Below are 21,184 nucleotides of genomic sequence, written 5' to 3' on the forward strand. Positions count from 1 at the left end.
TTGCCGTGTAGAACGGCTGAGCCAGTGTAGGCGCAACCATACAGCTGAGCAAATGACAGTCCAAACGTGCGTGGCGCGTGTTGCAATGTTGCACGCTTGCTAAAGGAGATTTACAAATTTTCCGAAGTGCATGTTATATTTTTCGCCCTCTCGATTGTGCATACGCAACAATTTCAGCAAGCGCCGGGCCGCTTCTCGACGTCGCTGCCGGACCCCTGACCATGTTGCAGCGCGCGGCTCGCACGCTTCGATATCCGTGGCGCATAAGGCCTTCCCTGACCCACGTCACAAAAACAATCGGGCCAGGCCTGTGCAAGACAGGTCCTGGCCCGATCGCCTGGCAAGCCGGCGCGCGTGGAACGCGGCCGGCAGCGCATGACGGTGCTTACATGCCGCAGCCCAGCGACTTGATGCGCTCGTAGGCCGCCCTGGCCTGCACCAGGCCGAAGCCGTATTGCGGATCGCGCCCCGCCGTGCCCAGGTCGAGCGCGCTCTTGTCCAGCGACGCGCGGATCTGCGCCGCGCTACAGGTCGGGAAGTGGCTCCAGACCAGTGCCGCCACGGCCGCCACATGCGGCGTCGCCATCGAGGTGCCGTTGAAGTAGGCGTAGTTGCTGCGCTTCGTTCCTACCGTCGCCTCCTGGCCCAGCCGGGTCCTCAAGGCCGCGCCGTCGGTATCGGTGGTGCTCACCGAGGCAATGGTGGTGACGACCTCGCCCAGGGTGCCGTTGATCGCGCCCGGCACGTTGTTGTAGATGACGGCGCCAACGCCGCCGCTGTTCTGGCAGTTCAGGACTTTCAGGCCGAAGGTGATGCTGCCGCGCCCGATCAGGCAGATCTTGCCCGCCATGGCCGGGTCGAGCTTGTCGCCGATGCCGAAGTCCGCCAGCGGCGCGGTCGCCACCTTGATCGGCGCGCCGGTCAGGCTGCTCGAGGTATAGCCCGTGGCGCCCACGCTCAGCACCGTGTCCAGGCCGCGGCCCATCGGCACGGTGGAGAGCACCGATACGCCGGGACCGGCCAGCTCGACCTTGCTGTTGTACTGCGAGAAGCTGGCCCATTGGCGGTTTTCGTCGAGCGCGCCGACCGACACCACGCTCGGGTAGCCAGCCGGATACGACACGGTCGTATTGCCATCGTTGCCGGCAGCCGCGAAGCTGAGGATGCTGGCTGCGGCCAGGCCGTCGAAGGCGCGCCGTTCGGTAAGGGTTGGCGTCCCGCCGCCCAGCGACATGCTGACCACGTTGGCGCCGGCCGCCTTGCACTTGTTGGCCGCCGTGGCCAGGTCCGAGGAATAGGCCCAGCCATCGGCGCCGAAGACCTTCACGATGTGCAGCTTGAGCTGGCTGTTGGGGTTGACGCCGACCACGCCCTTGCCGCTGTTGTTGACGGCGGCGATGGTGCCGGCCACGTGGGTGCCGTGGTTGTTTTCGTCGGTGTACCACCAGCCGGTGCCCTCGTCGTATTCGCCGCTGACGTGGTTGCGGATGAGGTCTTCGTGGCGGCGGTCGAAGCCGGAATCGATGATGCAGACCTTGCGGTTGCCGGCGAACGCATCGCTCAGTTGATCGGCCTGGACCAGCTTGACCCCGTAGGGCACCTGCTGGCCAGTCGCATACGGGGTGCCGGTCGAGGGCGTCGCCAGGGCGAAGGGATAGCGCTTCGCGTCTTCTTCCACGAACTCGACGTCGGGGTTGTCCTGCAGGCTGCGCACCGCGCTGCGCGGCACTTCCATGGCGACGGCGTCGGTGCCGAAGATGGGGCGCGCGGCCGTTGCCGCGGCGCCGCCGAGGGCGCTCTTCATCGCCATCTTCGCGCCAGGCTTGAAGCCGACGATGACACGGGTGGTATCGGCGGCGTGGGCGGAACTGCACAGGAGGGCGGCAGCGGCGGCGGCGAGGCACAGGCGCAGGCTTGCCGGTGCGTGCTGGAAGTGTTGGACCATTGGTTCTCCATGGGTGGGCTGATCGAACGCCGCGCCTTGGCGCGTCGCGTGCGCTGGGTGTGTCCCGGCCACTCCCTTCTTCCCGCCACCGGCAATGCCGATCGCGCTCTCACGGAGTAAAAAAGGGCCGGGACCTGTAAGCTACAGAATCCCGGCCCTGTTGGTTACCTGACAATACTGACTGCTTGACGGCGGCCAGCCTGCGAGGCTTCCCGATGACACCCGCTTACATGCCGCAGCCCAGCGACTTGATGCGGTCGTAGGCGGCTTTCGCCTGGACCAGGCCGAAGCCGTACTTGGTGTCGCGGCCGGCGGTGCCGAGGTCCAGCGCGCTCTTGCCGAGCGAGGTACGGATCTGGGCGGCGGTACAGGTCGGGAAGTAGCTCCACACCAGGGCAGCAACGGCCGACACGTGCGGCGTCGCCATCGAGGTGCCGTCGTAGTAGGCGTAGTTCGATGCCTTGATGCCGACGGTGGCGCTCTGGCCCAGCTGGGACTTCATGGCCGTGCCCTCGACGTCGGTGGCGGTGACCGACGGGATGCTGGTGACCGTGGTGCCCAGCGTGCCGCCGAATGCGCCTGCCACGTTGTTGTACACCACGGCGCCGACGCCGCCGCTGTTCTGGCAGTTCTGCACCTTGACCGCGAAGTCGACGGTGCCGCGGGCGATCAGGCAGACCTTGCCCGAGACCGCGGTGTTGACCTTGTCGCCGATGCCGAAGTCGGCCAGCGGCGCGGTCGCGGTCTTCACCGGCGAGCCTTCCATGGCGCCCGGGGCGTAGGTGCTCGAGCCGACCGTCAGGACGGCTTCCTGGCCCGCGCCCATTGGAACGGTCGACAGCACGCCGACGCCAGGGCCGGCCAGCTCGACCTTGCTGTTGTACTGCGAGAAGGTGGCCCAGGCCTTGTTCTCGTCGACAGCGCCGACCGAGACCACGCTGGTGTAGCCGGCCGGGTAGGAGACTTTGGTATTGCCGTCATTGCCGGCGGCGGCGATGGAGAGGATGCCGGCCGAGGCCAGCGAATCGAAGGCGCGCTGCTCGGTCAGGCTCTTGGTCGGGCCGCCCAGCGACATCGACACCACGTTGGCACCGGCCGCCTTGCACTTGTTGGCGGCGGTGGCCAGGGTCGAGGAATAGGCCCAGCCGTCGGCACCGAACACCTTCACGATGTGCAGTTTCAGCTGCTTGTTCGGGTTGACGCCGACGACGCCGGTGCCGCTGTTGTTGATGCCGGCGATGGTACCGGCGACGTGGGTGCCGTGGTGGTTCTCGTCGGTGTACCACCAGCCGGTGCCGGAGTCGTACTCGCCGGTCAGGTTGTTGCCCGACAGGTCTTCGTGCTTCTGGTCGATGCCCGAATCGATGATGCAGACCTTGCGGTTCGCGGCGGCCGAGTCGCTCAGCTGGTCGGCCTGCACCATCTTGATGCCGTAGGGGACCAGCTGGCCGGTGGCGTAGGGGGTGCCGGTGGAGGGCGTCGCCAGGGCCAACGGATAGCGCTTCACGTCTTCTTCGATGAATTCGACGTTCGGATTGTTCTCCAGGCCTTTCAGCGCGGTGCGCGGCACTTCCATGGCGACGGCGTTGGCGCCGAAGATCTCATGTTTCACGGTGCCTTGCAGGGTCGAGGCCAGCGACTTCATGGCCGCCTTGGCGCCCGGCTTGAAGCTGACGATGACGCGGGTGGTGTCGGCCGGGGCCGCGCTGGCGGTGCCGCAGACGATGCTGGTGGCAGCCGCGATCAGGCACAGGCTGAGGGTTTGTGAAGCGCGAGTGAAACGTTGAACCATGGTGACTTCTCCGTATAAAAGCCTATAGGTATGCCGCGATTTTTTCATCGCGTGCACGTTTATGTAGTGCGTCTTTCGCCGTAAGCACGGCTGAGCCAGTTTAGGCACGAAACATATGTACGTGCAATTGAAACCCAATCGTGCGCGGCGATGTTGCAATGTTGCGGTCGCGCACGATTGGAAAACAGTTCGACAACAAAAAAGGTGCTATATTTTTGGCCCTGACATTTGTGCAAATGCAGCAATTCTTGCCTTGCGGGCAAGACTGCAGGGATCGTTCCGGCTTGGTATGATGGCAAACTCGCGCGGCGCCGTGCCGCGTCCATCCATCCCATGTCACAGGAAATCCCACATGAAAACCAAGGCAGCGATTGCATGGAAGGCGGGCCAGCCCTTGAGTATCGAAGAAGTCGATCTCGACGGCCCGCGTGTCGGCGAGGTGCTCGTCGAAGTCAAGGCGACCGGCATCTGCCATACCGATTACTACACGCTCTCGGGTGCCGATCCGGAAGGCCTGTTTCCCGCCATCCTCGGCCATGAAGGCGCGGGCGTGGTGGTCGACGTCGGGCCGGGCGTGACCAGCGTGAAGAAGGACGACCACGTCATCCCCCTCTACACCCCGGAATGCCGCCAGTGCAAATTCTGCCTGTCGCAAAAGACCAACCTGTGCCAGGCGATCCGCTCCACGCAGGGCCGTGGCCTGATGCCGGACGCCACCTCGCGCTTTTCGCTGGACGGCCAGCCGCTGTTCCACTACATGGGCACCTCGACCTTCTCGAACTACATCGTGGTTCCCGAGATCGCGCTGGCCAAGGTGCGCTCCGACGCGCCCTTCGACAAGATCTGCTACATCGGTTGCGGCGTCACCACCGGCATCGGCGCCGTGATCTTCACGGCCAAGGTGGAGGCGGGTGCGAATGTCGTCGTGTTCGGCCTGGGCGGAATCGGCCTGAACGTGATCCAGGCAGCAAAAATGGTCGGTGCCGACAAGATCATCGGCGTCGACATCAACCCGGCGCGGGAAAGCATGGCGCGCAAGTTCGGCATGACCCATTTCGTCAACCCCAAGGAAGTGCAGAACGTGGTGGACACGATCGTCCAGATCACCGACGGCGGCGCCGACTATTCCTTTGAATGCATCGGCAACGTCAACACCATGCGCCAGGCGCTGGAATGCTGCCACAAGGGCTGGGGCCAGTCGATCATCATCGGCGTGGCCGAAGCGGGCGCCGAGATCTCGACCCGTCCGTTCCAGCTGGTGACGGGACGCGAGTGGAAGGGTTCCGCTTTCGGCGGCGCGCGCGGCCGCACCGACGTGCCGAAGATCGTCGACTGGTACATGGAAAACAAGATCAACATCGACGACCTGATCACCCACCACCTGCCGCTCGAGCGCATCAACGAGGGCTTCGACCTGATGAAGTCGGGTGAGTCGATCCGCTCCGTCGTGGTCTACTGACTTACGCCGCTTTTCAAGTCGCACTGACGGCCTGTCCCGCGAAAGCGACCGTTTGTCGCACAGCGGGGGCAGGCGCCAGTCCCCTGTCTTACTCTTCTTCCATCGACAACCGTCCTGGAGAAGATCATGCAAGACACCCACCGCGCCTCACTTTCCCTCAAGCGCCCGCTGCTGCTGTGCGCCCTGGCCGCCGCCTGCGCGCTGCCCCTGCTGCCGGTCCAGGCGGGCGAAGGCATCCACGTGAGCCGCAGCCTGCAGGCCAGCGACGGCGGCGCACCCTACGCCGTGGTGCGCGGCAAGGACGACGTGGTGGCGGGCGAGCGCGCCGATAGCGCGCGCATCAAGGAACTCAGGCGCAGCATCAAGGGCGACTTCCTCTGGTTCCGCGACGGCGGCAAGGAATACGTCGTGCAGGACCCGGCCACGATGGGGCGCGTGCTCGCGGCCTGGGCGCCGCTGGAGGCGATCGGCGCGCGCATGGGCGGGCAGGGCGCCGAAATGGGCCGCCACGGCGCCGCCATGGGCTCGATCGGCGCGAAGATGGCGCTGGCGGCCATCACCTTCGACGGCGACAAGATGGAAGCACTCGGCAAGGAAATGGAAGCGGCGGGCAAGCCGATGGAAGCGGCCGGCAAGAAAATGGAAGAGCTGGGCAAGGAGATGGAGCGCGAACAGGACAAGGCCGAACGCGCCATGCGCGTCGAAATCCGCGATGCGCTCAGCAAAGGCACGGCCAGGCCGCTGCCGCTGCGCAGCTGACGACCCACCCAGCCGGAAGGCGGCCAGCATGCGCCGCCGTCCGTCCGGCGACACGGCCAGAGTGCGGCTGTCGAGATCCTGTGCCACCCAGCCCTTCCGCAGCGCCAGGCGCAGCAGCGCGGCACCCAGCGCACCGCCCAGGTGCGGACGGCGCTCGCTCCAGTCCAGGCAGGAACAGGCGAGGCGGCGCCGCTGCCGGCGCAAGCCTTCCACATCGATGCCGGCTTCCATGAACTGTGTCTCGCCTGCGGCCGACAAGGCATGGTTTCCGTTCGCATCCACACCCAGCCAATCCTGCTCGACGAAGTCGTCGTGCAGCGTCACCGCCAGTCTACCGGCCATGTGGTCGTAACAGGTGCGCGCTCGCCGTCGACGGGCTCACCTCCGCCACCACCGACGCGCTCGCACGCATGAACGATGGCGAGCACCACACGGCGCACAAGGCGGCGCTCAAACGGGCCCTGGATGCGGTCACGCAGGACGCGACCGCAGTGCGTGGCGCGGGTAGCGGTGCTGCTGGACGAGGGCGCGGGCGGCGCCGAGAACCGTTTCGTATGCCGATGGCCGGCAACGCTACCTGGACATTGCCGCCCAACTGAGACCTCGGCTGGAAGAAATCGACGGATTCGTATCGATCGAGCGCTTCCAGCGCCTGAGCGACCCTGCGAAAGTGCTGTCGCTCTCCTTCTTCCGCGACGAGGAGGCGGTCGCGCGCTGGCGCCGGCTGGACGCGCATCGCGCCGCGCAACGAGCAGGGCGCACCGAATTGTTCGCGGGCTACCGGCTGCGCATCGCCCATGTCGTGCGCGACTACGGGATGCACGACAGGGAACAGGTGCCGCCGTACAGCCGCGCAGGCGGGAGTGGATGAACGTGCCAACCACCGTTCGCAAGGACGCCGGCGTCGCCACGTAGGGTGGGCGCCCCGCGCCCACACAGCGATCGTTGTCGGCACCGACAACCTGGACCGATCATCTGGCTGCCAGCCCGCGCTACCGGGCGGGGAACCCACCGGCCTCAGCGTTGCGCCAGTGTCGACGAGATCACGATGACCTGGCCCAGCAGCGGGTTCGGCACATAGCTCATCACCATGTCCGTGCCGGAGCTGCCACGGTTGAATTCCATGGTCACGTTGCCGTCCCGTGAAACGAATTTGTCCGGCGAGACCGCGACCAGTCGAAGCGGGCGCTGGTTATCGATGCGCGCATTGATGTGGTCTGTACTGGTCTCCACGTTCAGGCGCCAGCCATTCGACATGGCATAGGCTCCCCCCACATTCTCTTCCTGCTCTGTCGTGAGCCAGACCGGCTTGATGGGCGCCGTCACCTGCACGGTCGACACCGGTGCCATTTCACGCGGATAGGGGAGATCCTGGGCGCCGGCACCGAAGGCCAGCCCGAGGAGCGAGGCGGAAAGCAGAAGAGGAAGGGGACGCATGATGATTCCTTTACAGAGCAGGAGGACGCTGTCACTTCCGGCGCGCCCAGGGCGGGCCGGGTCTCGACGAGTGCCGCGAAGCGGGCAGAGCGGATCGCGGGTTCCTCAGTCTAGGTCGCTTGATGGCCAGTACAAGCCAGGAAGGGACGACATCACGAAACAGTCTCGGTTTCGGAAAAAGCAGATCAAACGGACATGACACGGAAATGGCGGCATGGCCTCCCGTTTCGTATCATGCCGGCGTCCCGGCAGCCGGCAAAACAAAAGGCCGGGACACATGGCATCCCGGCCTTTCGACGCATGATGCCGGTTAGTGAGCGCTGATACCGACGTCAGCGATCACCACCGGGCTGGGGACCAGCCCGGCCTCAGCGCTGGGCGGAATGCGTACCCAGCAGCGACGGAACGAATTCCTCCATCACCGCCTTGCGCAACAGCTTCGGCGGCACCAGGCCCTGGGCCAGCACGAAGTCGTTGAATTTCTGGCGGTCGAATTTTTCGCGCAGTGCGACTTCCGCTGCCTGGCGCGTTTCCATCAGGCGCTGGTAGCCGTAGAAGTAGGAAGTCGCCTGGCCCGGCGCGCGGAAGGTGTAGCGCTGCATTTCCTGGGTCGCCATGCCTTCGGACAGGCCGACGTCGTTCATCAGGAAGCTCTTCACGCCGTCCGGGGTGATCTCGCCCAGGTTGACCATCGGGTCGAGGAAGGCGCGGGCGGCGCGCATTGCGCGGGCCTGCAGCGCGAACAGCTGGCCGTCGAGCGGCTCGTAGGGCTGCACTTCGGCCTCGGCATACAGCGCCCAGCCTTCGACGTTGACGCTGTTGAAAGCGAACACGGCGCGCGCGGTCGACACGCCGGTTTCGATCATCTTGGCGAACTGCAGTTCGTGGCCGGGACGCGCTTCGTGCGCCGTGATCGACCAGGTGCCCGACTGGTGGGTGAAGTCGTCGAACACCAGGCGCTTGCCGCTGGCGTCCGGCGGCATGCCGGTGGTCAGCACGAACTCGCCATATTCTCCGGTGTTGCCGATCAGGCGCGGTGGGCTCATGTGCGGCGCCGGCTGGGCCGCGTTCTCGGCCATCGAGGCCAGGCGGATCACGGCCTTGCGCTCTGGCAGGGTGACGATGCGCTGGGAGCGCGCCACGCCCTCGAGCGCGGCCAGGCGGTCGGCATACAGCGGCATCACCTGTTCGGTCGGGATCTGCTGTTTTTTCAGCTCGAGCATGACGGCGCGGTAGTCGGCATTCTTGAAGCCGCGTTCCTTCGCGATCAGATTGGCCGTGATCTGCATCTGGTTGCGGATCTCGGCGAACGAGGTCAGCGACTTGGCGATCAGCTCCTGCGGGCTGATGTCGACACCGAAGTTTTTCAGGTTGTCGGCATACACTTCCGGCGGCAGGCGGTGGTCGCTACGGGCGCGCGGCAGCATCTCCGTCTTCAGGCGCGCGTTGTAGGCGGTCAGCTGCTTTTCCAGCAGGTCGACACGGCTTTCCCAGCCCTTCAGTTCGCTCTTGGCGAACAGTTCGCGCATGCCCTTGATCAGGGTCGGGCCGTCGTTCAGCGCCTGTTCGACTTCGCCCTTGTAGGGCCCGATCAGGTTCTTGTTCGCCTTCAGGCGCTCCTGCAGGCGTTCCTGCGCCAGTTCCGTCACCGGGCGGTAGCCCTTGGCTTGTCCCGTGTACTTGTCGAGCCGGACCAGCAGCGCCTGCTGGCGCTCTTTCGGAATGCGCGGATCGAGCGTGGCGCGCACGACGCCGAACATCATGCGTGTCAGGTCAGTGAAGGGCATGAAGTACTTGCGCTCGAGCGCCGCGCTCTTCATCTGGTCTTGCGCCTTGTCGATCAGGATCTGCAAATCCTGCTTCACCTTCGGGTCGGTCTCGCTGCGCAGGCGCTTCTGCAGTTCGGCGACGGCCGCGCGCGTATCGCGGTTGATGGCGTCGAACTGGTCGCGCGACAGGTCGGTGATCTGTTCGTCGAAGCCGTCCACCCCGAGCGTGCTGGCCTCCTCGGGCGAATACCTGGCCATCACGTTCAGCAGCACTTTGGCGTTCGTGTTGCTCTTCGTGACCCAGGCCGGTTCGGCGGCGAAGGCGGGCAAGGACAGCGCGGCGGCCAGCAGGCCGGCGACGAGGGTACGGCTGAAGGGAAGGGTGCGGGGACGGGCGGGCAGCATGCGTTTCCTTTTGGTCGGGGCGTAGGGACAGGGCCGGACGCGCGGCGTACCGGCAGCGCGGCGCGTGGCGGCCGCGTGCATGAGTATGCCCTTTTTAGGAAAGTATTTGTGAATTCGCAAGCATGCCCGGGGAGTAGAGTCCATCCGCCAGCCAAGCCCTAACAAACGATTTGGCAAAAATGTTTGCTACGTTATAGTAAGTTTAATGCTAGAGTTCGGTAATCAAAATTACCATAGAAAGGAAGCTCCATGCGTTTGTTGGCCCTTGTATTGTCCTTGCTTGCCCTATGCACGCAGGCAAACGCCGATGAAGTGGATGACATCGTCAACGCCTACATGCAGCGCACCCATACGCCCGGGCTCAGCCTGGCGGTCGTGCGTGATGGCAAAATCATTCGCGAACAGGGCTATGGCCTGGCGAATGTCGAACACCAGGTGCCGGTGGGGCCCGACACCCTGTTCCAGTCCGGCTCGGTGGGCAAGCAGTTCACCGCCGCGCTTGTCATGTTGTTGGCCAGAGATGGAAAGCTGCAGCTCGACGCGCCGATTGCGCGCTACCTCCCGCATACCCCGAAGTCATGGAGCGCGATCACGGTGCGCCACCTGCTGACGCATACTTCCGGCGTGGGCGACCCGGAGAAGAAGGTCGACCTGCGCAAGGATTACACGGACACCCGGATGATCGCGCTGGCGGCCTCCATGCCCTTGCGTTTCCAGCCGGGCGCCAGATGGGAGTACAGCAATACCGGCTACCACCTGCTGGGCTATATCTGCAACCGGGCAGGCGGCAAGTTCTATGGCGACCAGCTGCGCGAACGCATCTTCGCCCCGCTCGGCATGAGCACGCGCATCATCAGCGAGCGCGACATCGTGCCGCACCGGGCCGCCGGTTACGAATGGCGCGATGGCCAGTTGACGAACCAGGAATGGGTGTCGCCGACGATGAACCGCACCGCCGACGGCAGCCTGTACCTGACGGCGCGCGACCTGGCCTTGTGGGACCTGGCACTGTATGACGACAAGATCCTCGATGCCGCCGCCAGGGAAGCGAGCTGGACACCGGTCAGGCTGAAGGACGGCGGCAGCTTCCCGTATGGCTTCGGCTGGGACCTGGCACCGGTGAACGGGCACCGGCGTATCGCCCACAACGGCTTGTGGCAGGGCTTTCGCAGCCAGTTCAGCCGCTTCGTCGACGACCGCCTGACCGTGGTCGTGCTGGGCAATTCGAGTTCGGCGCCGGCGGAAAAGATCGCCAGCCTGGTGGCGGCCCACTACCTGCCCGGCCTGGTGCCCCCGGTACTGCCCGATACCGACCCGGAAGCCAACGCACACGCTCGCGACATCGTGACGCACTTCGAACGTGGGGTGGCGCCGCCGCGCCTGTCGAAAGCGGCGCGCAAGCAGTTCACGCCGGAGTTCATGGCCATGGTCGCCCAGGACATGGGCGAGTTCGGCAAGATCGGCACAATCGAGCCGATCGAGCGCAAGGCCAAGGACAACTTGCGCCAGTATGCCTACCGCCTGCGTGGCGAGCACGATACGGCAGTCATGCGCTTTGCCGTGAACAAGGCCGGCGAAGTCGAGGCGATCGGCGTGTTCCCGGACTGAGGGCCAGCGCCGCCATGATTGCGGCACCTGTTTCAACCGCGGCCCGCGGCGTCCGGCACCGTCCACGCAGACGCGCGCGGCGCCGCCTCAGGTCGACGCGTAGGCCTGCAGCAGTTCGTCGCGGCGGCTGTGCGCCGAGATCTCGAGGAGGATGGTGCGCTCGAGCCTGACGGCGGGGTGGACCGCCAGGTTTTTCGCGTACCAGAACACCTCTTCCAGGGGCTTGTCGAGGTGCCAGGTGGTGACCACGAAGCCGTCGTCGGGAATCGCCTTGCCGCCGAAGCGCGCGATGTTGGCCCAGTCGACGGAGTTGTCCCAGGAGCTGCAGTCCGTGCCCCAGGCCAGCATGTACAGGCAGCCGGCGCGCACCAGCCACTGGCTCACCAGGGTCTGCCAGGCGGGCGTTACCTGCGCGTCGACGATGACGATGACGCGCGTCGGCACGTCGATCAGCGCGGGCGGCGGCGTTTCCGGCACCAGTGCAGGTAGCCGGTGGCGGGCGAGGCGAGGGGTGTGGCGCAGGTGGCTCGCATGGCGCGCACTCCGGGGCAGGCTGCCACTTTAGCGGCAGGCGTTGGCGCGCGCCAGCGACCGGGCGATCGAACAGGTAACAGCGAGCAGGGTGCCCGGCAAAGCGGATTTCATCATGCGCGAACCTCTGGAATTGGCAAACCTTGGCTTGATTTTACTGCTTGGAAACGCGCGAAAATTCACCAATTGTTTCATCTGCTTATGCAAAAAGGGTGTTGTGCGATACAAACCTGCCCCTTTCGAAACATTGCGTTACGAGAAATCGTTACCGTTCGGGGGTTAATTTGCGGCAAGTCCGTGCGACAATCCCTGTTGCTTAACACTCAGCATTCGCACGCCATCCATGCCGCATACACACCGTTCGCCGTCCCCGTCGCTTCGCGCTATCCCCCTGCTGCGCCCCTTGCCCTGCGCCGTTCTTGGCGCGCTGTTTTTGTCGGGCGCCGCATTGGCGCAGGAGGCGCCCGCTTCGGCGGTAGCGCCGGTGGCTCCGCAGGCCGGACGCCCGTATGCGCAGCGGCCGCCAGTTCGGGGCCTGGGCAGGCCACGACGACGGAGTGCGCCGCTGCCGCCACCCCGGCGGCGACAGCGGCCAACCCGGCGCCTGCCGCACCCGTCTCCACGGCAGCCACCCCGGCGCAACCCCGTGGCTCGCCCGACGGGCAGCCGGTGAACACGGTGTCGGTGACCGCCCAGCGGAGCGGCAACCGCACCGACCGCCAGGTCTATGACGTCAAGGCCGATCCGGCCACCGTGAGCGATACCGTCGCCGATACCCTCAACAAGGTGCCCTCGGTGGCGGTCGATGCCGATGGCGCCGTCACCCTGCGCGGCAAGACCAATGTCCAGATCTACGTCGACGGCAAGCCCTCGGCCATGATGCAGGGCGAGAACCGCGCCATGGCGATCAGTTCGATGCCGGCGGGGGACCTCGATTCGGTCGAGGTCATCAACAATCCGGGCGCCCAGTTCGGCAACGAGGGCGGCGGCGGTCCCATCATCAACCTGGTGATGCGGCGCGAGCGCCGGCCGGGCGGTTTCGGCAGCGTGACCGCCATCGCCGGCAGCGGCGGGCGGGCGGGCGTGAATGCCGCGGGCAGCTACACGACCGGGCGCATGAGCATCCAGGGCGGCGGCTACATCCGCAAGGAAGAGCGCCACGGCACCGGCGAAACCCGGCGCGAGCGCATCGATCCGCTGACCGGTGCGCGTGCGCACAGCAGCCAGGACACCTCCAGCGACGCGCGCCAGCAGACGGCCAGCCTGCAGGGCATGGTCAGCTACAACCTGGGCGACAAGGATGTGCTGGCCGCCGGCGCCAACTTCATGTCGCAATCGACCGAGGGCGTCTCGAGCGAGCGCTACCTCGGCACCAATACGGCCGGCCTGGTCGACAGCGACTATCTGCGTACCGGGGCGCGCGACGGGCGCAACCGCAATTACGGCGTCAGCGCACGCCTCGACCACAAGGGCGACGCGCCCAACGAAGTCATGAAATTCGACCTGCGCCTGTCCGGTGCGAGGATTGAGGGCGACGCGCGCTACGCCACCGACTACACGGTGCGCCCGCTGCGCGCGCAAGCCCCGCGCAGCCGCCTGGACAACCTGTCCGAGAACCGCATCGCCGACTTCACCGGCGACTATGAACTGCCGGGCGAGCACGGCACCTTCAGGGCCGGCTACAAGCTGGCGCGTACCAGCAATGTCTTCGACAACGCCTACTTCGACATCGACGCGCCGGGTGGGGCCGAACGCAGCAACACGGCACGCACCAACCGCTTCGAGCTCGACGAGACGACGGCCGCACTGTACGCCTCCTACCAGTGGCGCATCGACCGCGCGTGGAGCGTGAGCGGCGGCCTGCGCACCGAATACACCGACGTCGACATGTTCCAGGCGACGACGAACGTTCGCGCCGGCAACCACTACCTCGATGCGATCCCGAGCGCCTTCGTGACCTATGGCTGGTCGGACGACACCACGATCCGCCTGAACTATGCCAAGCGCATCCGTCGTCCGGGCGCGGGCGACCTGAACCCCTTCGTGGTCTATGTCGACGAGTTCAACGTTTCATCGGGCAACCCGAGCCTGCAGCCGAGCGATTCCCATTCGCTCGAGCTGGGCCTCGAGACCAAGCTCGGCAAGGTGGACACGACGGTGCGCCTGTACGGACGGCGCGAGACCGACCTGATCTCCGAGCGCCGCATTTTCATCGCCGACAACGTCCTGCTGACCACGCGCGAGAATGCCGGCAGCAGCCGCTCCGGCGGCCTGGAGTTCACGCTGGGCGGCAAGGCCACCGAAAAGCTCAACATCAGCGCCAGCGGCAACGTCGGCCATGCCGAACAGACGGTGCTGGGCAGGCAGGGCGATGCCACGCGCAGCGCGACCTCGATTACCGGGCGCGCACGCATCGCTTACCAGTACAACCGCGAGAACAACTTCAACCTGTCGCTCAACGCCCAGGGCAAGACCCTGTTCGGCGAAGGTTACCGCCAGCCGAGCTATACCGCCGACATCGGCTACCGCCGTAGCGTGACGCCGACATTGAGCCTGGTGGTCAACGTCAGCGACCTGTTCGATTCGCAGAAAACCGAAATCATCACCGAGACCGACCGCCTGCGCGAGTACAGCATCCGGCGCCCCGACGGCCGCCGCGTGATGGTTGCCCTGAGTTACCGCTTCGGCGGTTTCAGCGCCGGCGCAGGGCGTCCGGGCGGTCCCTGGTGGACCGGGCATGCGTGACCCCGGTGGTCCGGATGGTCCCCGCAGCCCTGGCGGCATGGGGGCATAGGTCCGATGGGCGGTGCGGGCGGGCCGGGAGGCTGAACCGGCGGCGGGCGGGCGGCCATCCCGCCCGCGGCCAGGGGCGCGCACGTTTCCTGAAATCTAGAAAACCTGCCCTTGTGATAGCATCGCCGAGTTCGTTGCCTCAATGGCATCTTTGTACTCGTCACCATGGCCAAATCGATCCAGTTCGCGCAGGGCAGAAGCAAGGCGGTCTTGCAAGACCTTGCCGCGCGCCTGCGCCGGGACGTTTCCGGCTGGGGAGGGCAGTCGTCGCCGGGCGCGGACCCGAGCGGATGCAGGCGGCGATGCTGCTGTCGCTGCTCGTGCATGGCTTGCTGCTGAGTATTTCCATCGGCGGCCAGGCCTTCGGGCTGCCCGGCATGCATTTTCCACGGGAAGAGCGGCGCCTGGGAGCGAACGAGTTGCGCATCCAGCTGGCGCCGGCCGTGCCGAAAGCCGCGCCCGCTGCGGCGGCGCCTGCACCTTCCGTTACGCCAGCGCCGCATCGAAATGACGTCAAGGCGGCGCCCGCGCCGCGCCCACGCACGGCGCCTCCTCCTGTACCAGTCAAACCTGCCGCGGTGGCCGAACCGGTCGCGCCTGTGGTGCCTGTGGCATCGGTCGCGCCCCTTCCAACGCCGGTGTCCACCGCGGAGCTATTGAAGGCGGCGCCCGGCTTCGTGGCAGGCCAGCAGGCGTCCGGGGAGGATGCCGAAGTAGGCAAGGCGGCAGCGCGGGAGGACGGCGCGCGGGCACGTGAACAGGAACGCGTCGAGAAAAAGGCGGCAGAGCGCAGGCGCCAGGCGGAACTGCTTGACGCCCAGCGCGAAGCGGCACGCCAGAAGCGCGAGCGCGCGGAGTCCGTCCGCGCCGAGCAGGAAGCCAGGAAAGAAACCGAGCGCCAGGAACTGGCCCGTGAGGCGCTGAAGCAGGAAGCGCTGAAACAGGATGCCTTGAAACAGGAAGCGCTGAAACAGGAAGCCTTGAAACAGGAAACGTTGAAGCAGGAGCAGGCGAGGCTGGCCGAGCAGCAGGAGGCGGCCCGCCAGGAGCAGCAGCGCCTCGACACCCTGCAGCTGGAAGCAACGCGCAAGGAAGCAGCACGGTTGGAGGCGGCACGCCGAACAGCTGCGCCAGGATGCTGCCCGCGCCGCGGAAGCAGCCAGGTCGAAACGGCGCGCGTGGAAGCGGAGCGCCAGCAAGGCCTGGCGCGCGAAGCGCTGCGGAGCGAGCAGGCGAAACAGGAACAGGCAAGGCAGGAACAGGCAAGGCTTGCCGAACTGACGCAAGCGGAAGCGGCCCGTCAGGAGAAGGCACGCGAGGAAGCAGCACGTCAGGAGACAGCGCGCCAGGAAGCAGCACGCCAGGACGCAGCACGCCAGGACGCAGCACGCCAGGACGCAGCACGCCAGGAAGCAGCACGCCAGGAAGCAGCACGCCAGGAAGCAGCACGCCAGGAAGCAATACGCCAGGAAGCAATACGTCAGGAAGCAGCACGCCGGGAAGCAACACGTCAGGAAGCGGCACGTCAGGAAGCGGCACGCCAGGAAGCAGCACGCCAGGAAGCAACACGTCAGGAAGCGGCACGCCAGGAAGTGGCACGTCAGGAGGCAGCCCGTCAGGAAGCGGCACGTCAGGAAGCAGTCCGCCAGGAAGCGGCACGTCAGGAAGCAACCCGTCAGGAAGCGGCACGCCAGGAAGCAGCCCGCCAGGAAGCGGCACGTCAGGAAGCGGCACGCCAGGAAACGGCACGTCAGGAAGCAGCCCGTCAGGAAGCAGCCCGCCAGGAAGCAGCCCGTCAGGAAGCGGCACGTCAGGAGGCCGCTCGTCAGGAAGCGGCACGTCAGGAAGCGGCACGTCAGGAAGCGGCACGTCAGGAAGCAGCCCGCCAGGAAGCGGCACGTCAGGAAGCAGCGCGCCAGGAAGCAGCCCGCCAGGAAGCAGCCCGCCAGGAAGCAGCGCGCCAGGAAGCGGCGCGTCAGGAACGCGCCGCCCAGGAGGCACAGCGCGAGGAGCGCCTGCGCGCAATTGGCAAGCAGCTCGACGAGGAGGCAAACAAGCGCGACGCCGCCAAGCTGCCGCCCACGACCAGCAGCCTGCGCCGCGGCTGGATGTTCGGCCGCGCCGACCCGAACGCCGAACTGGTCCAGTACGCGGCGGCGATGAGCCGCAAGATCGAAATGAACATGACCTTCGATACGGTGCGCGAACTGGTCAAGCAGACCCACGCCCAGCCGGTCGTGACGGTGGCCGTACGCGCCGACGGCTCGGTGGAGAAAGTGACTTTCGTCGTTTCCAGCGGCCTGCCCGCGCTCGATGAAGCGATCCGGCAAGTCGTGGCCAGCCAGGCGCCGTACGGGCGCTTCCCGCCGGCGCTTGCCAATCAGTACGACGTGGTCGAGATCCGCCGCACCTGGATCTTCGACATGGCGATCCGCCTCGAGTAAGCGGGAACGCGGCGCGGCGATGCCGCGACAGGGCAGCGCCGGCGGCTGGCTGATATTGCTTTAGCAACATTTGTATGTCAGCATGCTGGATCATTCCCTGGAAGCCCGTTCATGTCCCACATTACCCGCCTTGCCCTGTCGCTGGCGCTGGCAGGCAGCGCCGCTTTTGCCTGCGCCCAGAGCACCGAGCCGGAGCGTCCGGCCACGACTTTCCCCTATACCCCCGGTCTCGACGTCAACTCGATGGACAAGAGCGCCGACCCCTGCGTCGACTTCTACCAGTACGCCTGCGGCGGCTGGCTGAAGAACAACCCGGTGCCGGCCGACCAGGCTCGCTGGTCGGTGTACAGCAAGCTGGCGCAGGACAACCAGCGCTACCTGTGGGGCATCCTCGAAGGCCTGGCGCAGCAGAAGGCGGGGCGCAACGCCACCCAGCAGAAGATCGGCGATTATTTCGCTGCCTGCATGGACGAAGGCGCCATCGCCAAACGGGGCGGCGAACCGCTGGCGCCCTGGCTGCAGCAGATCGACGCGATGCGCTCGAGGAGCGAGCTGCCGCGCGTGCTCGCGGCCTTGCAACTGACCATGTCGAACACCGATTTCTTCTTTGGCTTCACGTCCAGCCAGGACTTCGCCGATTCCACCCGCGTCATCGCCTTTGCCAGCGCCGGCGGCCTGGGCCTGCCCGAGCGCGACTACTACCTGAAAACCGACAAGCGCTCGAAGGAAATCCGCGCCAAATATGTCGCCCACCTGGCAACCATGTTCGGCCTGATCGGCGAGGATCGGGGCAAGGCCCGGCGTTCGGCGGCAAGCGTGATGCGCATCGAGACGGCGCTGGCGCGGGCCTCGCTCGCTCCCGTCGAGAAGCGCGATCCCTATAAACTGTTCCACAAGACCGACCTGAAAGGTCTGCAGGCACACACCCGCGGCTTCGACTGGAAGCCTTTCCTTGCCGAGCTTGGCCAGCCGGACCTGAACAGCTTCAATGTCACCGAGCCAAAGTTCCTGCGCGCCTTTGCCGGGCAACTGCGCACGAAGAGCCTGGCCGACATCAAGACGTATTTGCGTGCGCATGTCCTGACGACGATGGCGCCAGTGCTGTCGCCGCAGTTCGACGAGCCGCATTTCGCCTTCTTCAGCAAGACCCTGCGCGGCGTCGAGCGCCAGCAGCCGCGCTGGAAGCGCTGCGTGCAGCTGGTCGACTACCAGCTCGGCGAAGCCCTCGGCCAGGAGTTCGTCAGCCGCGCCTTCTCGCCGGAACTGAAGGCCAAGTCGCTGCACATGACGCGCCAGGTGGAAGAGGCGATGGCGAAGGACATCGAGTCGCTCGACTGGATGAGTGCCGACACCAAGAAGCGCGCTCGCGAGAAACTCGACGCGATCGTCAACAAGATCGGCTACCCCGATACCTGGCGCGATTACTCGACGTATGAAGTGCGCGCCAATGATTTCGCCGGCAACGTCGTGCGCGGTTCGCTGTTCGAGAACCGGCGCCAGCTGGCCAAGATCGGCAAGCCGCTCGACCGCAGCGAATGGGGGATGACGCCGCCGACGGTGAACGCCTACTTCAATCCGCAGATGAATGACATCAACTTCCCGGCCGGCGTGCTGCAACCGCCGCTGTTCGACCCGAAAATGGATGATGCGCCAAACTACGGCAATACGGGCGGCACCATCGGCCACGAACTGACCCACGCCTTCGACGACGAGGGCCGCCAGTTCGATGCCAAGGGCAACCTCAAGGATTGGTGGACGAAGAAGGACAACAAGGCGTTCAACGAGCGCGCCCAGTGCATCGTCGACCAGTATGCCAAATACACCGTGGTGGACAACATCAAGATCAACAGCCGCCTGACCCTGGGCGAGGATGTGGCCGACCTGGGCGGCTTGATCCTGGGCTGGATGGCATGGAAGACGCAGATGGCCAGCATGCCGCAACAGGCCCAGCCGAAGGGCAGCGCGCTACGTGATGGCCTGAGCCCGGAGCAGCGCTTCTTCGTCGGTTTCGCACAATGGGCCTGCGAAAACAACCGTCCGGAAAGCCTGCGCGTGTCGGCCACGACGGACCCGCACTCGCCGGGCAAGTACCGGATCAATGGCGTGGTCATCAACATGCCGGAGTTCGAAAAGGCCTTCGCGTGCAAGCCGGGCCAGCCGATGGCGCCGGTCAAGCGTTGCCGCGTCTGGTAAGAGCCTATCCCGGTAGTCCGGAGTCGCTGCTGGCGCGCCTGACAAACGCGTGCTGCGTTGCTCGTCGTTGCATGGCCAGCCATGCGGCCTCCTCGCGCCTTGCCCGCGCTTGCCATGCATCGCCACCAGCTTTCCCCGGACTACCGGGATAGGCTCTAAGAAGAAGACTGCGTGCCATCCCCAGCCGGTCTGCAGCCGGGGCATGGCAGGCGAACGCTCAGCTGCGGCGCCGCCGTCCGAGGGCAAGCATGCCCAGGCCGCCGGCGAGCAGGGCATAGCTGCCGGGTTCAGGCACTTGTGCCGGGAGTGGCGCGAAGGTCGGGAACAGGCCCGAGATCGACCCATTCTCCAGCGTGGTCAAGTCGTAGGAGGCAGTACGGCCATAACGGATCGCATTCGTGTCCAGGAACATGAAGTTGCTGCCGGCACCCGGCCCGAGCGTTCCGCCTCCGGCGGCGCCGAACAGGAAATTCAGGTTCGGTGTATCGAAACGCAGGACGCTGTCGGGTGCCACCTCGCCGATGCCGTCGATCCGGTAGTCGCCGTTGTAGATGCCGGTCACGAAGTTCCCAATACGAAAACTCGTGATCGCGCCGCTCGAGTTCGGATCATTGACCACGCGCCAATAAAAATCGAGGGTGCCGTCGACGCTCGAACGTACGACGCGCGACTGCACGGTGCCGGAGACGGTACCGCCATAAGCCGCAAAGCTGAAAGCCATCACATCGTCTTCGAGGACGACGCCGGCAAGTTGCGGACTCTCGTCAACGGTGGTGCCATCGAGTGGCGTGGTGCCGACAGGCAGGATGACGGCCTGGGCACCCGTGCTCAGTGTCAGGGCAATGGCCAGCGCAAGGGTAATACGTTTCATGGGAACTCCTTGTAAATGGGCGGCACCGGGCCTCCCGCGGTTGATGAGCAGGACAACAACTCTTTACTAGGGAACAAATGATTCGTTGCAATATGCGCAACGGATGAAATTATATGCACTGTAAATACAGTCGCAAGATAAACTTTGTAAAAGTAGAATAGCTACCAAAAAACAACCCAGCAGTATCGCGTCCTGCTCGGGTGCGGGGCGGAAGGGTATGTTGCTGTGGCAGGGGCAAAGAGCGCCTGATAAACCGCCATTGCTGCGTTACAGCGTCTCGCCGTACAGGCGTACTGTCTTCGCGCTTCGCCGATGCGACGCTGCGCCTTGCACTGACGGTGTTGTCAGGCGCTCCAAGTCGGCGATACGACCGGAGGCGATCGCCTCGATCGGATGGGCTGGGCGTGCACTTTCGCCAGGCAAAATAAAAGCCCGCAGGCGAGTGGCCCCGGGCTTTGACATCGACCGCTTTTACGCGGCGGAGACCGCCGCGACTGTCATCAGTGCTGGCTGATCTTGCCGCGCCATGCGCCCGTTTCCGAGCCGCGCTTTTCCAGCATTTCCTTGTAGTTCGACAGGTTCGCACGCGTTTCCATGCGCACCGCGCCCAGGGCGTCGCCGAGGGTTTCCAGCACGCCTTCCGGCTGGTAGTCCATCTGCAGCGTCACGCGGGTGACAGAGTCGGAAATCTTGTGGAAGGTGACGACACCGCCGTTCGGCACGCCGCCGATGCTGCGCCAGGCGATGCGCTTGTCCGGGATCTGCTCGGTGATCTCGGCATCCCACTCCTTCTCTTCGCCGGCCACATTGGCTTTCCAGTGCAGGCGCTTGTCATCGAGCTGGCGGATTTCATGCACGCTCTTCATGAACTGCGGGAAATCCTCGAACTGCGTGAACTGGTTGTAGGCGGTGCGCACAGGCACGTTCACTTCGATCGATTCGATGATCGAGGAACCCATGTTCGAACCACGGTTCTTCTTCATTTGTTTCGACAACATCATTCCGCCGACTGCGAGTGCGGCGACAGTAACCACTCGATTTAGCATGTGACTCTCCTTTGACAAATAGACGGCCTGCACGCAAAAACGCTATGAGCCCGACCCCATGGGCGTGCAGGACTCGACCGGATATGGCTGGGTCGTACCGGGCCACGCGATAGTTCGCGCATTTGCGATTAA

The 21,184-nt window shown here is 65.3% G+C and carries 15 protein-coding genes; 7 read left to right on the forward strand and 8 right to left on the reverse strand.

All coding sequences use genetic code 11. The annotated features are described in order from the left end of the window. Nucleotides 1-385: 385 nt before the first annotated feature. Together G4G28_RS04450 and G4G28_RS04455 are read right to left on the reverse strand one after the other, a co-directional pair. Nucleotides 386-1,945, reverse strand: coding sequence for a S8 family serine peptidase (locus G4G28_RS04450; protein ID WP_182990993.1), 1,560 nt, complete (start codon nt 1,943-1,945; stop codon nt 386-388). A gap of 226 nt (nt 1,946-2,171) precedes the next feature. Next, the gene (locus G4G28_RS04455; RefSeq protein WP_182990994.1) at nt 2,172-3,737 is read right to left on the reverse strand and encodes a S8 family serine peptidase; all 1,566 of its coding nucleotides are present in this window, start codon (nt 3,735-3,737) and stop codon (nt 2,172-2,174) included. A 352-nt stretch (nt 3,738-4,089) separates the two neighbouring features. Here G4G28_RS04455 and G4G28_RS04460 point away from each other — a divergent pair, with 352 nt between their 5' ends. From G4G28_RS04460 to G4G28_RS04470, 3 genes are all read left to right on the forward strand, one after another. Further along, nucleotides 4,090-5,196, forward strand: coding sequence for an S-(hydroxymethyl)glutathione dehydrogenase/class III alcohol dehydrogenase (locus G4G28_RS04460; protein WP_182990995.1), 1,107 nt, complete (start codon nt 4,090-4,092; stop codon nt 5,194-5,196). Nucleotides 5,197-5,322: 126 nt separating this feature from the next. Further along, entirely contained in the window at nt 5,323-5,955 is a 633-nt protein-coding gene (locus tag G4G28_RS04465; RefSeq protein WP_182990996.1) for a hypothetical protein, read from the forward strand. 577 nt (nt 5,956-6,532) lie between these two features. Beyond that, on the forward strand, nt 6,533-6,826 hold the full coding sequence (locus tag G4G28_RS04470; RefSeq protein WP_182991716.1) for an antibiotic biosynthesis monooxygenase: 294 nt from the start codon (nt 6,533-6,535) through the stop codon (nt 6,824-6,826). A 146-nt stretch (nt 6,827-6,972) separates the two neighbouring features. Here G4G28_RS04470 and G4G28_RS04475 read toward each other — a convergent pair whose 3' ends face one another. Both G4G28_RS04475 and G4G28_RS04480 read right to left on the reverse strand, forming a co-directional pair. Next, nucleotides 6,973-7,392, reverse strand: a complete 420-nt coding sequence (locus G4G28_RS04475) for a hypothetical protein (RefSeq protein ID WP_182990997.1) — start codon at nt 7,390-7,392, stop codon at nt 6,973-6,975. Between the two features lie 368 nt (nt 7,393-7,760). Then, nucleotides 7,761-9,566, reverse strand: a complete 1,806-nt coding sequence (locus G4G28_RS04480) for a DUF885 domain-containing protein (protein WP_182990998.1) — start codon at nt 9,564-9,566, stop codon at nt 7,761-7,763. 249 nt (nt 9,567-9,815) lie between these two features. Between G4G28_RS04480 and G4G28_RS04485 the strand changes: the two genes are divergently transcribed. After that, nucleotides 9,816-11,174, forward strand: a complete 1,359-nt coding sequence (locus G4G28_RS04485) for a serine hydrolase (RefSeq protein WP_182990999.1) — start codon at nt 9,816-9,818, stop codon at nt 11,172-11,174. A gap of 87 nt (nt 11,175-11,261) precedes the next feature. Here G4G28_RS04485 and G4G28_RS04490 read toward each other — a convergent pair whose 3' ends face one another. Both G4G28_RS04490 and G4G28_RS04495 read right to left on the reverse strand, forming a co-directional pair. Then, nucleotides 11,262-11,651, reverse strand: a complete 390-nt coding sequence (locus G4G28_RS04490; protein ID WP_182991000.1) for a hypothetical protein — start codon at nt 11,649-11,651, stop codon at nt 11,262-11,264. 84 nt (nt 11,652-11,735) lie between these two features. After that, nucleotides 11,736-11,900, reverse strand: a complete 165-nt coding sequence (locus G4G28_RS04495) for a hypothetical protein (protein ID WP_182991001.1) — start codon at nt 11,898-11,900, stop codon at nt 11,736-11,738. Between the two features lie 474 nt (nt 11,901-12,374). Here G4G28_RS04495 and G4G28_RS04500 point away from each other — a divergent pair, with 474 nt between their 5' ends. From G4G28_RS04500 to G4G28_RS04510, 3 genes are all read left to right on the forward strand, one after another. Further along, nucleotides 12,375-14,450, forward strand: a complete 2,076-nt coding sequence (locus tag G4G28_RS04500) for an outer membrane beta-barrel family protein (RefSeq protein WP_229507891.1) — start codon at nt 12,375-12,377, stop codon at nt 14,448-14,450. A 338-nt stretch (nt 14,451-14,788) separates the two neighbouring features. After that, the gene (locus tag G4G28_RS04505) at nt 14,789-16,942 is read left to right on the forward strand and encodes a histone H1-like repetitive region-containing protein (protein WP_183108083.1); all 2,154 of its coding nucleotides are present in this window, start codon (nt 14,789-14,791) and stop codon (nt 16,940-16,942) included. 111 nt (nt 16,943-17,053) lie between these two features. Next, entirely contained in the window at nt 17,054-19,135 is a 2,082-nt protein-coding gene (locus G4G28_RS04510) for a M13 family metallopeptidase (RefSeq protein WP_182991003.1), read from the forward strand. A gap of 217 nt (nt 19,136-19,352) precedes the next feature. Here the strand turns inward: G4G28_RS04510 and G4G28_RS04515 are convergent, their stop codons facing one another. Beyond that, entirely contained in the window at nt 19,353-20,006 is a 654-nt protein-coding gene (locus G4G28_RS04515; protein WP_182991004.1) for a PEP-CTERM sorting domain-containing protein, read from the reverse strand. A 500-nt stretch (nt 20,007-20,506) separates the two neighbouring features. Further along, entirely contained in the window at nt 20,507-21,004 is a 498-nt protein-coding gene (locus tag G4G28_RS04520; RefSeq protein WP_229425455.1) for an SRPBCC family protein, read from the reverse strand. Nucleotides 21,005-21,184: the final 180 nt, after the last annotated feature.

Origin of the sequence: Massilia sp. Dwa41.01b (assembly GCF_014171775.1) — a bacterium.
Taxonomy (GTDB): Bacteria; Pseudomonadota; Gammaproteobacteria; order Burkholderiales; family Burkholderiaceae_D; genus Telluria.

Bases quoted from the DNA above. Each gene is read 5' to 3' on its own strand.
- G4G28_RS04455 (WP_182990994.1), bottom strand. From the start codon at position 3,737: ATGGTTCAACGTTTCACTCGCGCTTCACAAACCCTCAGCCTGTGCCTG.
- G4G28_RS04450 (WP_182990993.1), bottom strand. From the start codon at position 1,945: ATGGTCCAACACTTCCAGCACGCACCGGCAAGCCTGCGCCTGTGCCTC.
- G4G28_RS04495 (WP_182991001.1), bottom strand. From the start codon at position 11,900: ATGAAACAATTGGTGAATTTTCGCGCGTTTCCAAGCAGTAAAATCAAG.
- G4G28_RS04510 (WP_182991003.1), top strand. From the start codon at position 17,054: ATGTCCCACATTACCCGCCTTGCCCTGTCGCTGGCGCTGGCAGGCAGC.
- G4G28_RS04520 (WP_229425455.1), bottom strand. From the start codon at position 21,004: ATGTTGTCGAAACAAATGAAGAAGAACCGTGGTTCGAACATGGGTTCC.
- G4G28_RS04515 (WP_182991004.1), bottom strand. From the start codon at position 20,006: ATGAAACGTATTACCCTTGCGCTGGCCATTGCCCTGACACTGAGCACG.
- G4G28_RS04505 (WP_183108083.1), top strand. From the start codon at position 14,789: ATGCAGGCGGCGATGCTGCTGTCGCTGCTCGTGCATGGCTTGCTGCTG.
- G4G28_RS04460 (WP_182990995.1), top strand. From the start codon at position 4,090: ATGAAAACCAAGGCAGCGATTGCATGGAAGGCGGGCCAGCCCTTGAGT.
- G4G28_RS04475 (WP_182990997.1), bottom strand. From the start codon at position 7,392: ATGCGTCCCCTTCCTCTTCTGCTTTCCGCCTCGCTCCTCGGGCTGGCC.
- G4G28_RS04480 (WP_182990998.1), bottom strand. From the start codon at position 9,566: ATGCTGCCCGCCCGTCCCCGCACCCTTCCCTTCAGCCGTACCCTCGTC.
- G4G28_RS04465 (WP_182990996.1), top strand. From the start codon at position 5,323: ATGCAAGACACCCACCGCGCCTCACTTTCCCTCAAGCGCCCGCTGCTG.
- G4G28_RS04485 (WP_182990999.1), top strand. From the start codon at position 9,816: ATGCGTTTGTTGGCCCTTGTATTGTCCTTGCTTGCCCTATGCACGCAG.